This window comes from Nitrospira sp. (assembly GCA_035968315.1).
GTDB lineage: Bacteria > Nitrospirota > Nitrospiria > Nitrospirales > Nitrospiraceae > Nitrospira_D.
Genome location: JAVYIN010000006.1, coordinates 167382 through 186474, shown reverse-complemented (window position 1 = coordinate 186474; position 19093 = coordinate 167382). Strand labels below are relative to the sequence as shown.

Annotated in this window: 8 protein-coding genes; 7 read left to right on the top strand and 1 reads right to left on the bottom strand. The window is 58.0% G+C overall.

All coding sequences use genetic code 11. The features are described 5' to 3' along the window. The 6 genes from RI101_09765 to RI101_09740 all read left to right on the top strand — a co-directional run. Nucleotides 1–3266: calcium-binding protein (locus RI101_09765; protein ID MEC4890332.1), on the top strand; the 3266-nt coding region annotated here is incomplete at its 5' end. A 322-nt stretch (nucleotides 3267–3588) separates the two neighbouring features. Next, nucleotides 3589–3912, top strand: coding sequence for a hypothetical protein (locus RI101_09760; GenBank protein MEC4890331.1), 324 nt, complete (start codon nucleotides 3589–3591; stop codon nucleotides 3910–3912). A gap of 13 nt (nucleotides 3913–3925) precedes the next feature. Next, complete coding sequence (locus tag RI101_09755; GenBank protein ID MEC4890330.1) at nucleotides 3926–4882, top strand: hypothetical protein; 957 nt, start codon at nucleotides 3926–3928, stop codon at nucleotides 4880–4882. Next, nucleotides 4869–7268, top strand: a complete 2400-nt coding sequence (locus tag RI101_09750; GenBank protein MEC4890329.1) for a calcium-binding protein — start codon at nucleotides 4869–4871, stop codon at nucleotides 7266–7268. The genes RI101_09755 and RI101_09750 overlap by 14 nt, the downstream gene beginning before the upstream one ends. Then, a complete protein-coding gene (locus tag RI101_09745) occupies nucleotides 7265–9073 on the top strand; it encodes a hypothetical protein (protein ID MEC4890328.1) in 1809 nt (602 codons plus the stop codon). Before RI101_09750 ends, RI101_09745 begins: the two co-directional genes overlap by 4 nt. 15 nt (nucleotides 9074–9088) lie before the next feature. Then, nucleotides 9089–16393, top strand: a complete 7305-nt coding sequence (locus RI101_09740; GenBank protein MEC4890327.1) for a calcium-binding protein — start codon at nucleotides 9089–9091, stop codon at nucleotides 16391–16393. 166 nt (nucleotides 16394–16559) lie between these two features. On the opposite strand, the gene RI101_09735 is transcribed toward RI101_09740, so the two are convergent. Then, nucleotides 16560–16745, bottom strand: a complete 186-nt coding sequence (locus tag RI101_09735) for a hypothetical protein (GenBank protein ID MEC4890326.1) — start codon at nucleotides 16743–16745, stop codon at nucleotides 16560–16562. 144 nt (nucleotides 16746–16889) lie between these two features. Between RI101_09735 and RI101_09730 the strand changes: the two genes are divergently transcribed. Continuing rightward, the gene (locus RI101_09730) at nucleotides 16890–19088 is read left to right on the top strand and encodes a type I secretion system permease/ATPase (GenBank protein ID MEC4890325.1); all 2199 of its coding nucleotides are present in this window, start codon (nucleotides 16890–16892) and stop codon (nucleotides 19086–19088) included. The last annotated feature ends 5 nt before the right edge of the window (nucleotides 19089–19093 follow it).

Sequence of the window (19093 nt, the reverse complement as noted above, 5' to 3'; positions counted from 1 at the left end):
CGCTGATCGGAGGGGCTGGCAACGACCAGCTCTACGGGGGCTATGGCAACGACGTGTACAACGGCGGCGCGGGGAATGACCTGGCTCAGGACTGGGGGGGCAGCGACACCTATGTATTCGGGGTAGGGAGCGGGCAGGATATTGTTCAAGATTGGGGTTGGGATGTGACTGAGATTGATACCGTCCAGGTCATGAGCGGGGTCACCACGACGAATTTGTTCATCACCCAGGATTGGGTGACGAATCCTGGTGGACTGACCCTGCGTTTGGCCCAATCGGACGATCAGCTGGTCATTCAGAACTTCAATTCCATTGAGCAGATCCAGTTTGCCGATGGTACCCTGTGGGATGCCTCAGCGATCCAGGCGAGATTACAGCAGTCGCAGATCGGATCAGACGGAACCGATTATTTATGGGGGAGCGCAGAATCTAATTACCTGCAAGGCCTTGGAGGGAACGATTCCCTCTATGGGAATGAAGGTGATGATGTGCTGCTGGGCGGGGCGGGCGATGACTCGCTGGATGGCGGCCAGGGCAACGACGTGCTGGAGGGCGGGGCAGGGACGGATTGGCTGTCGGACTACCAGGGCGGCAGCGACACCTATCGCTGGGGCGTGGGCAGCGGCCAGGACACCGTGGGGGATTTTGATGCGGGGCAGGGCGGCCTTGATGCGGTGGAAGTGCAGGGGGCGACGCCGGCGGAGGTGACGATCACGCGGGACCTGGGCGTGAATGCCAGCGCGCTCACGCTGCACATCGCGGGGACGATGGACACGCTGACGCTGCAGAACTGGTTTGACCCGAACGGACAGATCGAGCAGATCCGGTTTGCGGACGGGACGGTGTGGGACGCGCCGGCGGTGCTGGCACGGCTGGAGAGCCAGCTGACGGGGACCGAGGGCAACGACTCTCTGTTTGGCAGCGAGCTGGGCGACACCATCAGCGGGTTGGGCGGCCCCGATTTCCTCTATGGCCAAGCGGGCAATGACACGTTGGACGGTGGAGCTGGAGCTGACGTGATGGATGGTGGCGCCGGTGACGATACGTTTATCGTGGACGATGCCGGGGATCTGGTTGTTGAGTTTGCCGGAGGAGGGAATGATACCGTCGAGGCCTCGGTGAATTTCGTGCTCTCTAACGATGCTGAGGTGGAAACGGTCGTGCTGACGGGCAGCAGCTTGATCAATGCGACCGGCAGTTTCACGGACAACAAGCTGATCGGCAATAGTGGTGACAATCTGCTGGATGGCAGTCTCGGTAACGATACCATGCAGGGAGGGGCCGGCAACGATACCTACCTCGTGGAGAGTCTCGGTGACGGGGTTACCGAAAACTTGAACGAAGGCATCGACACGGTCCAATCGTCGGTGGCGTATGTATTGGGGGACAATGTCGAGAACCTGACGCTGACTGGCAGCGCAGCCATCAACGGCACCGGCAATGTGTTGGACAATGTGCTTGCCGGTAACAGCGCGGGGAACGTGCTGACGGGCGGCGCGGGGAACGACACCTACATTGTCGGGGCAGGCGACACCGTCGTCGAAAACGTGAACGAAGGGACAGATACCGTTCAGAGTGGCGTGTCCTTCACGCTCGGGGCGAACGTGGAAAGTCTCGCGCTCACTGGAGCGGCATCGATCAACGGGACGGGGAACGCTCTGGACAATGGCCTCGCCGGCAACAGCGGCGATAATATATTGGATGGCGGCGCTGGGGCCGACACGATGGCCGGCGGTGAGGGGAACGATACCTACGTCGTCGACAATGTCAGCGATGTCGTCGTTGAAAATGTCGGTGAAGGCATCGACACAGTGCAGTCGTCCGTGACGTATGCCTTAGGCTCCAATGTCGAGAATCTCACGCTCACCGGGAGCGCGTGGATCAACGGGACAGGCAATTGGTTGGATAACGTCCTCGTTGGCAATAGCGGGGTCAACAGGCTCACAGGGGGGGCGGGCAACGATACCTATGTGGTCGGGGCGGGAGACAGCGTGGTCGAGAATGCCAATGAGGGCATTGACACCGTCCAGAGTTCGGTGTCGTTCACCCTTGGCGCGAATGTCGAGAATCTCACGCTGACAGGAACGGCCGTCAGTAGTGCGACCGGGAACAGTTTGGCCAATGTGCTCACCGGAAACAGCGCCGACAACCTCATCGACGGTGGTGCCGGTGGCGATACCATGACCGGGGGGCAGGGCAACGATGTGTATATTGTCGAGAGTACAGGTGATCTCGTGGTTGAGAACGCGAATGAAGGGGCCGATAGCGTCCAGTCTTCGATCACCTACACGCTCGGGGCTAATGTCGAGAATCTCGCGCTGACCGGCACGGCGGCCATCAACGGCACCGGCAATGCGCTGGACAATGTGTTAATCGGCAACAGCGGGGCCAACGTGCTGACCGGCGTCGCGGGGAATGACACCTATGTCATCGGCGCAGGCGACACGGTGGTGGAAGCGGCCGGCGGCGGGATCGACACCGTGCAGAGCGCCTTGACCTATACGCTGGGTGCCAATGTCGAAAATCTGACCTTGACGGGTAACGCAGCCATCAACGGGACCGGCAATGCTCTCAATAACATCCTTGTGGGCAACGAGTCTGCGAACACGATGGCCGGTGGAGCAGGGAACGACATCTACGTGGTGGGCGTTGGCGATACGGTGGTCGAATCGAACAACAATGGCATCGATACGGTCCAGAGTTCCGTCTCGTGGACCTTGGGGGCAAACCTCGAAAATCTCACACTTCTCGGAACTGCTGCCATTAATGGCAGCGGAAACGGCTCGGCGAATGTGATGATCGGCAACAGCGCCGCCAATGTGCTGAGCGCGGCTGCAGGAGCTGATACGTTACGTGGCGGCGCAGGCAACGACACCGTCAATGGCGGCAGCGGCAACGATACTTATCTCTTTGGCCGTGGCGACGGGCAGGATCTTCTGCAAGACAGCGGCGGATCGGCGGACAAAGTTCTGTATGACGCGGGTATCAATCCGCTCGATCTCGTCATCAGCCGTCAGGCCAACGATTTGCGCCTGGCGATCCATGGTTCGACAGACTATGTGACCATCCAAAATTGGTATACCAGCACATCGAATCAAACGGAGACGATCCAGGCCGGTGATGGGCAGACGCTGCTCAATAGCCAAGTGGACCAGCTCATCCAGGCTATGGCCACGTTCAGCCAACAGACCGGTCTCACCTGGGATCAAGCCATCGATCAGCGGCCGCAGGATGTGCAGACGGTGCTGGCAGCGAGCTGGCAGTAGCCGGCGAGTCTGCGCAGGGAGTTAGGGGGAGTCTTCCGCAAGGTAGGCTCCCCTTTTTTGTGTTCGCTTCCGGCGGCATGCTCGCCCGCGCCGTGCGGTCCATGGAATGCTCTAGTCTCTGACGCCCGATCTATCATCCATCGATCCTATTTAATGCATCCATTAATACCTCCTTTCGGAGGGGTTGACGAAAGGGTGGAGGGGGCGTATTGTCCGGCGCGGCTGGTTAGGAATGAGATGTATTGCGGGTAATTCAGTCATCCATCGTTGGGCCTGGCCGTCTCGCTCAGCCGGGCAAGGGAAACAGAAGGAGTAGTTGGCTATGAGTGAATCGAAAGAGAAGACCATTCCATTGAATGTCCGTCTGAAGCCGAGTGAGTCGACGGCGTATCCGAAAGCGACGAACTATACCAACGTCGGTGTGGCGCAGGGGATTGCGTATGTGGACTTCGGGTTCATCGAGCCGGCGTTGCTCGGGGCCATTGCGAAGACGGCGAAGGACGGCAAGGCTGCGCCGAAGGGGTTGGAAGGCCACCTCGTCACCCGCGTGGCGATGGGTGTGGATGTGCTGGCGCGATTGCATCAGCAGATTCAACAGGTGTTGGTGAGTATGAGGGATGCGCGGCAGGGGAAGGCGAAAGGCTGAAGAGGAGCGTCACATGAACGTGGTTAGAGTAATCGTCGGGATCGGGCTGAGTCTTGTGCTGATTGGGGAAATCGGGTGTGTCTCATTCGCTGAGACGCCAGGCGAGCGGTTTGATCGGGAGATGAAGAAGTTTGCGGACACGTGCGCTAGGGCGAAACTCAAACTGAACGACACCGCCTGCGATATTCTGAAGCTCAAGCCTGCCGATCCGTTTGCCACGGAAGAAGGCCGCTTCGCCCACTCCATCAAGATTCCGAATCCCCTTCCAGAAGACAGTGGCTACAAGCCGGGCATGACCTCCCAAGAATACTTCGACCATCTCTGTAAGACCGAAGCCGGGGAGTTCATCTACAAGACGGTGGAGAATGTCCATGGACTGATCCAACTACGACTTCGGGGAAATCCCACAGACTACGAACTCGAACATCTGTATGCGATGGAAGATCCTTATGGGCATTCGGTAGGAGTCCGAGATCACCCTGAAGAATACTTTGTCCAACCTGCCATAGGCAAGTATCAGTTTATCGAGACCCCGTTGTCCAAGGGTGCGAAGACGAAAGAGGGAATGAAATACCGACGCTTTTATCGAGATGAAAAGGCGTATCCAGGTCGAGATTATCAAACTGCGGCTAACGGCCGATTCATACGTGTTCCTTATATCGTGGCAGAGGAAAGCGTTTCTTCTCCTCAGAGCCGATACGGCTACACCTGGCGTGGGATTACTCGTCCGCATGATCGAGAACTTGGAATTGCGGGGGGGGAACTCATCATCCTTGACATCCAAACCAACGAGGTGCTCGCAGTCAGGCGAGGTTTTGTCCGTAGCGGCTATATGCGAAACATGACCGGAGTGTGGTGGCTCGCAGCTCAAAAGTGTTCAAAGGGGTCGCTCAAGACCGACGCGCAATTCATTAACCAGGTATTGAAACCAGCGCTGGTAACGCAGGAGAGGGAAAATGAGTCAAAGTAATATTTCGACTTGGTTGAAGTTTGCCCTGCAACAAATGGCGGCAGAGTCGTATCTTGATCAGCTCCTATTCGGACGGCCTCTTCGCGAGATTTTGTTAGATGGCAATAATGACACGCGGTTTGTCCAGCCAGATGCGAATGGCGAGTTGCCCGGCAAGACCCGATTTACGAATGTGCAGGCTGATCGCTTTCTAAATAGCTACGACATCATCGATCACCATGCCAATGACGCGAGCGGGTTTTCCGCGACCTTGATGCGAAATAGAACGACTAGCGAGTACACGCTCTCGTTCCGGAGCACGGAATTCAAGCTAGCTGCGGAAGGCGGAGATAAGGAGCGCGATGCATTCCAGGCTGATGCCGATATCGGGCTGTACGGGTTTGCCTTTGGTCAACTCACGGCAATGGAAGAGTATTTTGCTCGGCTGAAGCAAGGGGTCAAGTCGGATGGAACAATCGACGCCGAGCTGCAGGCGTATTTTGCTGATCCCTCACATCAGCTCAATGTTACCGGCTACTCGCTGGGCGGGCATTTGGCGACAGTCTTTACTGAGCTGCATGAAACAGAAGTTGCGCACACGTACATCTTCAACGGGGCTGGCCGTGGCCATGTGAATGGGGCGGGTGCAAGCTTGGCCGCAGAAGAGGCACGCATCCAGGCGATGCTGAGCTATTTTCGCCAGGTATTGAGCGATCCCGATGCGGCGAACGCAACCTTCTCGCGAGACAATCCGATCTACGAGGCAGCAAGCGCTAGTCACGCGGCTGATCCCGGGTGGGATCCGTTTGACCAAGGAGCGGCGAACTTCTACTCCGACCCTCGCTATCAGTGGGCGAAGGCGGCCACGTTGGCGCAATTTGATACCGAAGGAACCGCCAGTATCGAATTGACGACGAATTTATTGGGCGAACCGAAATCGTTGGGGCCGTTTGCCAAAATCACAACCCTCTATGGTTTGGCGGCTACTGGTGACCTCAACGTAGTCGCGAATTCAGGTGTTCATGCGGCCGGGGGACAGTCGATTTTGATTGAGGGGCAACCGCAGATTGAAGGGGTCCCTCTCTTCCAAGATCAGTGGGACTTTGGCAACACCCATTCGATTACCCTCATCGTGGATTCTCTTGCCGTTCAGGCCCTCATTCAGACGATCGATTCACGCTATGGGCAGGCAAGCTCCGAACTTTTGATTAGCGCGGCATCTAATGCAAAGGCGGAGGAAGTTGCGCCCCTGAATACCCCGGACGTCGTCGAAGGTGATTCGCTGGAGAAAACGGTGGATGCCTTTCGCAAACTGTTTCTTGGCCCCACGCTCCAAGATCCCTATCCGTTGCCCGTCGATTCTCAGGTGGGCGGGTTTGGGAATTTAGCTAATCGTAACGAGATGTACACCGCTATGGCAGCGATCCAAGAGGCCGTGCAGGACTGGCAGGATGCTGGCGTGATATTCACGCTTGCAGACTTGACGGATGTGGCGCTTTTGCAAAGCAGTGAGGCGACTAGCCTAGAAAACATTGCGCAAACGGAGACGGCCCAAGGGCTGGCTTATCGGTATGCGTTGAAAGAATTGAACCCGTTTGCACTCTGGGCCGATGATGATCTTGTGACAGATGTGCTCTACGAAGCTCACAATGCGGCAGGCGAGTTGGATCTCTACAGCGATGTCACCGGCAACGGTACAGTAACCAAGCAGTATCTGACAGACCGGGCGCGATTTCTCGGTGAAAAAGTCCAGCTCAATTTGAAGGACGAGGAGCTCTCGAAAGGAAATAGCTACTTCTTTGACGCTAGTCAGACCTACGAGATTGCGACTACGGATGATCCTTCGACCATCCGGCAATTTCTCTTTGGCTCCGATGCGGATGAGCGCTTTGAGTCGGGGGGCAAGGATGACCATCTCTATGGCGGTAGCGGGGTCGATCTGCTCATCGGCAATGGGGGAGGGGATCAGCTCGACGGCGGCGCCGGCATCGATACGCTGTTAGGCGGCGCTGGGAATGACCTGCTCGAAGGTGGCAGTGGGAGCGATCGGCTCGATGGGGGCCTCGATAACGATATCCTGCAAGGGGGCGAGGGGTTCGATACCTACATAATCCGCGCCGTTGACGGGGCCGATACGATCACGGATTCCGACGGCAAAGGGGTGGTGAAGTTCGATGGGCGCGTCTTGGGTGGAGCACTGCATCGGGCCGGGGATTTGGCCAATGCTTTTCACAGCGCCGACGGAACGCTCACGTTCACGAAGAGCGGGACGAATGATCTGGTGGTGACCGGGTCCGGGCCGCTGACGATCAAGAGTTTCACCAATGGCCAGTTGGGGATGCAGTTGGTTCGGGCAAGCGCGGGGCATGTCAAAAAGACATGGGTGATGGAAAGGAGCGCGGCATGAAGCAACAGATGAGGCTGGTGGTTCTGTCCCTGGCCCCGCTTGGCGTGTTCGTGGGTGCAGGCTGCGCCGCCATGACAGAAACGGAGGCATCAGCACCATCGGCGAAGACTGCCACATCGGCGCAAGCTGCGGCAACCCCAGCGAACAAGCCGGCCTGGCTCACGTCCGAGAAAGAAGCGGCGCTGATCGAGGCGCGGACAATTCTCAAAGAGGCCAGAGAGGTGGCCGAAGGCATTCGGAGTCCTGTTCCGATTCTCACGGAGCGACATCGACGTAGAGCGTTGGAGAAACTGAAGGATGGGTTGCTGAATCGAATTGAGGAAGCCCAATTGCAGGCCGGAGATGTGACGATTACGTCAACACACACCGCGATAAGTAATATCGGATTCAAATATAACCTGGCATTGGCCCAAGCGAGATACGGCTTCACGAACGAGGCGGTGGACACAGTCGCGAATGAGTCGGTCACGGGGGACAGTCTGCTGCTGTTAGTCGAGGCCCTTGTTCAGGCCGGAGATATTCCTGCGGCGATGAGGCTTGCCGAGACGCAGTTACCGAGGGATGGCGTGGAACTCTGGCGCCAAAAGACGGCCATGGCCATCTTTTCGTACATTGCTGAAGAACAAGTCAAAGCCGGAGATTTGAACGCGCGTGAGACGCTCAACCGGGCCATCAAGGCAACCCCATCTTCCAAGTTTGCGCATACCGCCGAATATATCCATGCGTTGATATACCTTGCCCGTGCCCAGGCAACCCTTGGAGATAAGGCGGCGAGCGCTGAGACCTTCAGGCAAGCCATCGATGCCTTGTCCACCAAGGGAAGGGACCGGCATCCCCCTGAACTGCTCAGGTGGATCGCCAAAGCACAGGCCGAGGCGGGTGACGCAGCGGCGAGTCAACAGACAGTTCAGCGGGCTATTCGGGAAGGGTCCGGGCATTTAGACCTGGCGTGCCTTGCTTGGGTGCAGGATGTGACAGGCAATCACAAGGGAGCTATCGAGACGTTCAAGGTGGCGCTCAACGGTGCCGGAAAGCTTTCACCGGAAGGACAGGTGAGCGCCCTGACTGATATTGCGAAATGGCAAATGAAAATTGGGGCGCGTGATGCGGCAGCTGCCACCATCGACCAGTTGCGGCAATCCGGCGGGCATGTCAACGCAAGGGTTTTAGCGACACGATTTGGATTTTTTGAGAAAGCACTCGCGATTGACGCGGAGATGCACGATACCGATGCTGAACGGGCAAATTTTCTTCGTCATCTCGCCAAGCGGCTCGTGGAAAGTGGAGACCCGATTGGAACCAATGAAAAATTTCAACAACTCTCGCAGGAAGCCACACTCCTCAAGAACAAGTTGCCCACGGATCCGATCAAATCTGTGGCGATGCTAGCTCATATTGCAATTGTTCAAGCTGCGGCTGGAGACCTTGTAGAAGCTCGGAAGACGCTCCAGCAGATGGCAGATGGGGGTCCACTGAGTGTTGCCTACGAGTCGATTGTTGACATGTTTGTCCGTAAAGGCGATTTAACCACTGCCACGCAGATCGCTTCGGAAATGAATGAAGAACGCCGTCCGTTCACCGACATGTTCAAAAATCTAGGAAGGGTATATGGAAGGCTGGGGGAGGTTGCTGCTGGTCTAGCCTGGGCCAGGCAACAACAGAATGCCTATGCGAAGACAAACGTTCTTCTGGGGATTGCGGAAGGACTCATGAAAGCAAAAAGAATACAGGCTAGGCGCTGGTCTGACACTTTTCTCCGCACCCGTTGCCCGGATTTGATCGATGAAGAAGGAAATCCAATCTAACGAAGGAGTCATCCGATGGCCGATCCGGTGAAGACGTACTTTGACTTTTCGCAAGCCGCCATGGCGGCCTATGCTGATCTCGGCATCGGATCTCCAGCTATAGGGGCTCTGACAAGTGCAGGATTTTCCAACCAGCTCGCTGGTCAATTCGCCTCGACCTACACAGTGAAATCGGTCAGCGGGACATTTTCCGGGTTTGGTTTTTCTGCCACATTGTTTGAGAGTCCGGTGATGGTTATGGTTGATGGTGTTCCAACAACTCAGAAGATCCTTTCGATCCGCGGAACCGATGATCTAGCGGATCTCCTGATCGACGCCGTCTCCATCGGGATTCTTGGATCGGAGAATCTGAACCCCCAATATGGCAAGTTGAAGGCGTACGTAGACGATCTTTATGGATCCGGGACTCTTAAGCCCACTGATAAGCTGATTGTCACCGGCCACTCCCTCGGTGGCTTCCTCGCGCAAGCCTTAGCAGTTGACCCCGCCTATGCCTCACGCATCGATTCGGTCTACACCTACAACGCCCCGGGTTTCGGCGGGGCGTTTACCGACCTGCTCAATGCATTAGGTATCAGTAATCCACTCGCAGGGAGTGCACCAATCGGCCAAGTTACCAACCTCGTGGCCTCCAATGGCCTCTCTCCCATCGCCGGACTTGGCCAGCACATCGGGGCGACGAAGGAACTGTTCATTGAAGCCGGAGATCCCCTCCACAACCATTCCATCATCACCCTGACTGATTCGTTGGCGCTGTACAATCTCTTTGCAACCATTGCTCCTGCGGTAAACATCGACGACCTGACCGGGATTCTGAATGCTGCCGGGACGGCTGGGGGGAGTAGTCTTGAAGTGACGGTGGATGCCCTTCAGAGCCTCTTCCAGTTGCCGGCGGTCGAGAACGCTGCCGTAACGCACACTACACCGCTGGAAGATCAAGACCGCGATGCTTACTACGAAGTCATTGATAATGTGGCCAGCCAGTTTCTTCCTGGCCCGTACGTCGTCGAAAGCCTCGTTAGTCAATCCGCTGACGCGCTCGCCGCGAAGGCCGAACAAGCGTCCGAGGGACTGAATCCGTTAGCCTACCGGTATGCACTGACTCAACTGAATCCCTTTGTGATTCACGAGGCTGACTATGATCGCCATAACGAGGTTGGCGAACTGGATCTCTATAATGACGCAACCGGCACTGGCACGTTGACGGGGCAATATCTCGCGGATCGGGCGCAGTTCTTGGCGGAGAAGATTGCGCTGAATCTGGACGATCGGGAATCCTCTTCCGGTACGATCCTTTATGAGGATCGTACGCTGGTGTACACCATTGGGACAAATTCGGTGTTTGCCGCCGATCAACGGTTCCTGTTCGGCAGCGATGCGAGCGAGGCTGATTTGAACGGAGGGAGCGAAGAGGATCATCTCTATGGGGGAGGAGGAAGTGATCATCTTGATGGACAAGCTGGGCGCGACTATCTCGAAGGCAATGGAGGCACCGATATCCTGCTGGGCGGGGCTGGGCGGGATATCTTGCTGGGCCAGCAGGGCTTTGATCGCTTAGAGGGCGGGGAGGATGACGACCGGCTCGCGGGCGGGCCGGATACCGATGAGCTGCTTGGTGACGCTGGACTCGATGTATATTACCTGCAGAGTGGGGGCGGGCGCGACACGATTACGGATAGCGATGGCCGTGGGGTGATTCAGGTTGATCAGCGGCTCTTGGTTGGTGGCATCCGCAAGCCGGATGACGCGGCGGACACCTATACCAGCCTGGATGGGCGGTTTCGGTATGTGCGTGCCGGTTCAACGTTGACGATCGCAAATCTCCAGAGTGCCGGCGACCAGATCATTATAGAGAACTATTCCCCTGGCCAACTGGGCCTTCGGCTAGTCGACGTGGCGGCTGTGGCGGCTCAGGATAATGGATTGCCGCTGAAAACAAATGACAGTTTCTTGTTTGGGGAGATTGATGACACGAGCAATGTTCTTACGCTTGACGGGCTCTACAACTTTGCCATTGATGCCTTAGGCGGGGATGATTATGTAGTTGCCGGTGCGGGGAATGATTCCCTCTCCGGCAGCGGTGGGGGCGATACCCTCTTTGGAATGGGCGGGACGGACTTTCTGTATGGCGGGGCTGAGGCGGACACGCTGCTTGGAGGAAACGAGGCGGATTCGATTCATGGGGACGAAGGGGCGGACACCCTCCTCGGGGAGGATGGGTCTGATTGGCTGCTAGGCGGTGAAGGAGATGATGATCTGGATGGAGGAGACGGCCAGGACTTTCTCGATGCCGAAGAAGGGACAGGTTATCAGATTCTCTCTGGCGGTGTGGGGAATGATGTCGTAATCGGGGGGGCGGGCAAGGATTCGCTCTATGGCGATGAGCGTGATGGAAGTCGGATTTCTGAGGGGGGCGATGATCTCCTCTATGCCGGAACTGGGAGTGATGGTGGTGACATTCAATATGGGCTCCAAGGGGATGCGGGATCTGACATTGTCGTTGGTGCGGATGGGGACGATAAGCTTCTGGGCGATGGGTTCAATAATGTCTCTATATTCTGGGATCCCGCCTATGATGGCCAGGATTGGCTTGATGGCGGTCGTGGAAATGATGTGCTGATCGGCGGCGGCAATGATGACATATTGGCAGGTGGGATTGGAAATGATCGGTTGATTGGCGACTATAGTAATATCTTTTTCGCTCTTGGAGGCAGCGACCTCTTGGATGGAGGGGATGGAGCGGATACCCTGGTCGGAGGGATGGGAAACGATACGCTGTATGGCGGCGCAGATGGCGATGTGCTCCGTGGAGATAATGAATCTGTCATCGGAGCAGGCAGTGATGGCGGTGATGATTTTCTCGATGGTGAGGCTGGGGACGACAATCTATCCGGTGGAGCGGGAAACGACGTGCTGCTGGGAGGATTGGGGGACGATTCCTTGTACGGTGAGGATGGTAGCGATTATCTCGATGGTGGGGCAGGAGTCGATATTCTCGATGGCGGAGCTGGGTTTGATACGATTCATGGAGGGAGCGGCAATGACCGTCTGTTGGCTGGCGGGGGCACGATTGGCTCCTCAGGAGAGGCACAGGCTTTCTTCGCCGCCGCGATTGGCAGTGAGCCGCTTGCCGAAGGGGCAGCGGTCGCGGTCACAGCCGAATCTGCCGGGATGGACCAGCTCTTTGGCGATGCGGGCGACGATTATTTGATCAGCGGCGCAGAGTCGCTGGATACAGGCAATAGCTTGCTTGTGGGTGGTCGCGGTGACGACACGTATGAGATTGATAGTCTCGGTGACGTGGTGGTGGAAGCTGCGGGAGAGGGGCGTGATTCGGTCATCAGCTATCTGAGCGCCTACACGTTGCTCGATCACTTCGAGAATCTGTCCTTCCGAGGCCTCGCGACAAGTGGTGTGGGGAATAATCTGGATAACGTGATGAGTGGCGCCCGGTCACTGGAGGGGCTGGGTGGCAACGATACGCTAAATGGGGTTGGGTTTCTCGATGGCGGTGTTGGCGACGACCTGTTGCAGGGGCGGTCGGGTTTCTCGTTCTTTAACGACGACACGGGACAGCTCGAGTACCTCGCCAACACCTATGTGTTTAGACCGGGGGACGGCCGCGACACGATTCAAGAGAATGATGCCCTCTTCAATTCTGCGTATTACCAAAATGAGGACAGGGTGATGTTTGCAGATGGTATTGCGTCCTCTGATGTTACCTGGGAGCGAGCGGGGAACGACCTTCTTCTGCATGTCGGGGTGGGAGCAGATCAGATCACGGTGACCTCGTTTTATGATCTGCGGCTGGACCGCGGGGGCTATCTGCTGACCGGCGCCTATGTGCCTCCTGAAGGGTCGGTCTTTACGCCAGGTGGTGGCTTGCCTGCTTATGTGGCGCCATCGCGTGTGGAGTTGGTGGAGTTTGCCGATGGCATAGTCTGGAATGCCGATCACTTCGGCGGGCCGCTGCTCGGAGATTTTCGTGCTGATACCTATCGCTTTGGGCGCGGGTCTGGCGAGGTGACGGTGCTGGATCTGGACGTGACCCAGTCGAACATCGATCGAGAACAGGATCGGATTCTGATCGGGGCGGGTGTCTTGCCGAGCGAAGTAACCCTTGCGCGTACGAATGGCGACGATTTGGTGCTTTCCATAAATGGGACAAGCGACCGCCTTACGGTCAAGTCCTTCTTCAGAACTATCACGGTCGTTCCACCTTTCTCATTCAGCGGCTATTCAGTGGCCGCGTATCGCATTGAACAGGTGCAATTTACCGATGGCACGGTGTGGACGGTCAGTGACTTGTTCAATCGCCTCTCGATATTTGTCGGGACTGCTGGCGCCGATACCTTGTTTGGGAACCCATTAAATAATCTTCTCCAGGGCTTGGGCGGTGATGATTATTTGTCTGGCCAGGGTGGGGACGATGTTCTCGATGGTGGTGAGGGAAACGATCGGCTATATGGCGATGCGGGGAACGATACCTATCTGTTCGGACGGGGCGGGGGACAAGATATTCTGGTCAGTGTCGATTCCAGCGGCTCAGACGTCGATGTGGTTCGTCTGGGCGAGGACGTGCTGCCTTCCGAAGTGACGATTCAGGTCGAGGGGACGAGCAACGATCTTGTGGTGCGTATCAATGGAACGAGCGATCAGGTGCTGCTCGATGAGTTTTTATGGAGGGCAGACTATCAGATCGATCAATTGATCTTCGGCGATGGGACGGTCTGGGATTCCGCGATGATTCTTGATCGGGCTGTCGGGCTTACCCTGACCGGGACGGAGACTGACAATACGTTGCGCGGGTCTGTGCTCGATGACGTTCTGATTGGATTAGGCGGCAATGATCTGTTGGTCGGCAATGAGGGTGACGATCGCCTGTTCGGCGGGCTGGGGAACGATGAGTTATCGGGTGATACCGGTGACGACACCTATGTCTTCAACCTGGGCGATGGGATCGACACGATTTATGATGAAACAGTACCTGGCGAGGCCAATCGGATTGTGTTTGGGACAGGCCTTGCGGCGGGCGATCTGTCGTTTGTCCGAAACGAGGCGGCACGCACGCTGACAATTCAGGTTGGGAGTGGTGGGACAGATCGACTCGTGCTGGAGGGCTTCGATCCGACCGGGCTTGATGGTTCGCTCGTGGCCTCGATGCTGGAGTTTGCCGATGGGAGCGCGCTGAATCTTGCCGATCTCTTTCCCTTGAATCAGGCTCCGTCCGTAGCCAATGCGCTGACGGATCAGACGGTGCCGGAGGATGCGCCGCTTACGGTTGAGGTTCCGGCGAATGCCTTCGCCGATGCGGATGCTGGGGATACGCTGACGTACAACGCATCGCTGGCGGACGGGACGGCGCTGCCAACCTGGCTGACATTCGATCCGGCCACGCGGACCTTCAGTGGCACGCCGGACGATGCGCAGGTCGGGAGTCTGGCGCTCACCGTGACGGCGATCGACACGGGGAATCTGAGCGCATCCGATACATTCACCCTGACCGTTCAGAATGTGAATGAGGCGCCGACAGTAGCGGCGCCGTTGGCTGATCAACAGGTGACCCAAGGCACGCCGTTCGCATTCGTGGTTCAGACGGCGACGTGGACGGATGAGGATGCGCTGCACGGGGATACGCTGACGTACAACGCGACGCGAGCGGATGACTCGGCGCTGCCGTCCTGGCTTACCTTCGATCCCCTGACACGGACCTTCAGCGGGACGCCGCAGGGGCCGGATATCGGCATGATTGAGGTGCGGGTGACCGCTACGGATTCCGGCGCGCTCAGCGCCAGCAATAACTTTGCGCTTACGGTGCTGCCGATCACCGGGACGGCGGGCAATGACTCCCTCACCGGCACCGGTGGTGATGATGTTATCGAAGGTCTGGCGGGGGACGACACCCTGGCGGGTCTTGCGGGGAACGATCTGCTCACCGGCGGCGTGGGGGCGGATTGGTTAATGGGTGGAGAGGGGGATGACACCGTCCAGCTCTCGGTCGATGGTGTCTGGGGTGCTGGTTATGTGGCCAAGAACAGCGGCAGCCCTGGCAGCGCCGGGACGGGGCAGATCGTCAGTTTGACCGGGAAGAACCGGTCGTTCGATGTATTGCAGGGGGATGCGGGCGTCGATCGGATTGTGGGCAGTGCCGGCGATGATGTGCTGGCGCTGGACGATGCCTTCAGCCCGTTCCCAGGAACGGCCGGTCCGCGTGTGTCGGGCGTTGAGCTGATCGACGTCGGGGATGGCCACGACGTGGTGGATCTCACGAGTGCGACGTACGGGTATGGCGACGTCACGCTCCTGGGCGGGACCGGCGACGATATGCTCTGGAGCAACGCCGGGAATGATCGTCTAGAGGGGGGAGCGGGAAACGACAATCTGTACGGCGGCGCGGGCGTCGATTATCTGCTTGGCGGGGAGGGCAACGATACGCTCGACGGCGCGGGAGGGGCGGATACTCTCGTTGGCGGCCTGGGAAACGACACGTATCTTATCGATACCGTAAACGATGCCGTGAGTGAGAACGTGAACGAAGGCACGGATACGGTCAAGAGCAGCATCTCCTATGCGCTGGGCGCGAATCTGGAGAATCTGACACTCATTGGCACGGTGGCGGTCACCGGCACGGGCAATACTTTCAACAACGTTCTACGGGGCAACAGTGCGGCCAATGTGCTCACGGGTGGGGCGGGCAATGACACCTATGTCGTGAGCATGGGCGATACGGTGGTCGAGAACGCGAACGAAGGCATTGACACGGTGCAGAGCGATGTCTCCTGGGCTCTAGGGGCGAATCTTGAGCATCTCACCCTCACGGGCAACGCTGCGATCAACGCGACCGGGAACAGCGCAGCGAATACGTTGATCGGCAATGGCGCGGCGAACCAGCTCGCGGGGGGGGCGGGGAATGACACGCTGAAAGGCGGATTGGGCAATGACACCTATGTCGTTAACCGGAGTGAAGGGCGTGATGTGATCGCGGAGAATGACGGTACCGCCGGCAACCGCGATCTGTTGCTCTACGGCGCGACGATCAATCCGCTGGACCTTGTCCTCAGCCGGCAGGTCAATGATCTGCGCCTGGCGATTCATGGCGGTACCGACTCCGTGACGATTCAGAATTGGTACAGCGCCCCCACCACGGCTCAGGTAGAGACGATCCAGGCGGGCAACGGGCAGATGCTCGTCAGCGCACAAGTCGATCAGCTCATCCAGGCCATGGCCACGTTCAGCCAGCAGACCGGCCTCACGTGGGATCAGGCCCTCGATCAGCGGCCGCAGGACGTGCAGACGGTGCTGGCGGCAAGCTGGCAGTGAGAACGGCGCGACGAGCGGGACGAGCGAGAGGTGCTCGATCTGGTTTATTCGGTCTGTCTGGGGCCGGACGAGACAGACCGGAGAGACGAGATAGACCAGAGAGACCAGTCTGACGAGCAAGGCGTCAACTGGAACTTTGGTCGAGGTCGAGGACTTCGGTGAGGGCCTATTCGAGGATAGCGAACTCGCGATTGACGCGCAGGCTTTCTTTTCGGCCTTTCTTTGAGGTGTCGGCCAGCCGTTTGGCCAGAAGCAACGCGTGTGTTTGCCGGTTCATGCGGTCGATGGCGCGGCGAATATAAGCCGCCCTGGAGAGGTGCAGGGTGTCCGCGCACAGGCGGCTGGTTTCCAATACATCTTCTGGCAGCTTGAGAGAGATTGCTTCCAGGGTATGTCTCCTTGATATGCGCGTGAGATACTTTAGAGTGATAGTCGTAAACCGGGTGAGCTGGCAAGAGGCTCATTCATTCTCCTCCCAGGCCGATTGAGCCGTGTGATGCGAGACTTTTCAAAATCGGCTCAAACGAAGGCCTCTTCCGGAACCGTACAGACGCCGGTCTCACCTACTGATACGGGACTTCTTTGTCTCCTGATCCTGGCCCGCTTCTACGACCTGCCCGCCGATGGCGCCCAGCTCCGCCATCAATTCGCCCAGTCCGGTCAGCCGTTGTCCGATGCCGAGTTGCTGCGTGCGGCGAAACATCTTGGATTGAAGGCCGGGCCCCTGGCCACGCGTTGGGACAAGCTCGCCGGTGTGCCATGCCCTGCGCTGGCCAAGCGAAGGGATGGCCGGTTCGTGGTGCTGGCGAAGATCGACGGGGAGAAGGTCCTCATCCAGGATCCGGTCGAGGCTCGCCCGCTGGTGCTGTCGCGTGAGCAGTTTGAGTCGGCCTGGAGCGGAGAACTGCTGCTCTTCACCAAGCGCGCGAATCTCCGCCTGCAGGATCTTAAGTTCGACTTCACTTGGTTCATTCCGTCCCTCGTCAAATACCGCTGGCTTTTGGGAGAGGTGCTGCTCGCCTCATTCTTTCTCCAGCTCTTTGCCTTGCTGACGCCGCTATTCATCCAAGTCGTCATCGATAAGGTGCTGGTCCACAAGGGGTTCACGACGCTCCATGTGTTGGCGATTGGCATGATCGGGCTGGCGCTGTTCGACGCGTTACTCGGCGGACTCCGGACCTATCTCTTTTCGCACACGACGAACCGGATCGATGTGGGCTTGGGGGCGCAGCTCTTACGCCATATCCTGGCTCTGCCGCTCTCCTATTTTGAAGCGAGGCGTGTCGGCGATACGGTGGCGCGGGTGCGCGAGCTGGAGCAGATTCGTCAATTTCTCACGAGCCATTCCGTCACGGTTGTGCTGGATGTCGTGTTTACGGTCGTGTTTCTCGCCGTCATGTGGTTCTACAGTCCGATGCTCACGATCGTGGTGATGGCGTCGCTGCCGCTCTATGCCTTGTTGTCTCTGGCGATTACGCCGGTCATTCGGGCGCGGTTGCATGAAAAGTTCAATCGGGGCGCGGAGAATCAATCGTTCCTGGTGGAGGCGATCAGCGGGATTCAGACGGTGAAAGCCCTGGCGGTGGAGCCGCCCCTGTTGCGGAAGTGGGAGGAGCAACTGGCCGGGTATGTTCGCGCCAGCTTTCGCGCGACCAGTGTGATGACCGTGGCGGGTCAGACGGCGACCTGTCTTCAAAAGATCACGACGGTGGCTGTGTTGTGGGTCGGCGCCTACCGGGTGATCGACGGCGATCTCAGCATCGGCCAGCTCATCGCCTTCAATATGCTGTCGGCGCAGGTGACGGGCCCGCTGTTGCGGATGGTCAATCTGTGGCAGGAGTTTCAGCAGGTAGGGGTGTCGGTGCAGCGACTGGGCGATGTGCTGAATACGCAGCCGGAGCCTTCCTATAACCCGAATCGCACCACCTTGCCGCAGGTGGCCGGGCAGGTGGTGTTTGAGGAGGTCACGTTCCGGTATCGCCCCGACGGAGCGGAGATCTTGCGCAAGGTGTCGTTTGCGGTGGCCCCGGGGCAGGTGATCGGGATCGTCGGGCGGTCAGGTTCCGGCAAGAGCACGATTGCCAAGCTGCTGCAGCGGCTCTATGTGCCGGAGCGAGGGCGCATTCTCGTGGATGGGGTCGATCTCGCGCAGGTGGATCCGGCCTGGCTGCGCCGGCAAGTCGGCGTGGTGCTGCAAGAGAACTTTCTCTTCAATCAATCGGTCCGCGACAACATTGCATTGACGGACCCCGGGCTGGCCATGGAGCAGGTGATCCAGGCGGCGAAATTAGCCGGCGCGCACGAGTTTATCCTGGAATTGCCGGAAGGCTACGACACGATGGTGGGTGAGCACGGCTGTTCGCTGTCGGGCGGACAGCGGCAGCGGATTGCCATTGCCCGGGCGCTGGCCGCCAATCCGCGCATTCTCATTTTCGATGAAGCGACGAGCGCACTGGATTATGAATCGGAAGCGATCATCCAGCAGAACATGGCGCATATCTGCAAGGGGCGGACGGTGTTCATCATCGCCCATCGTCTGAGCACCGTGCGTCCAGCGCATCGCATTTATGTCGTGGAGAAGGGCGAGCTCCTGGAGCAGGGGACGCATGAGGACCTCGTTCGTGCTGGCGGGGCCTACGCGCGGCTCTATCAGCATCAGGACGGCCGCCCAGTGGCGGCGCCTAAGGGGTCATAGGAAAG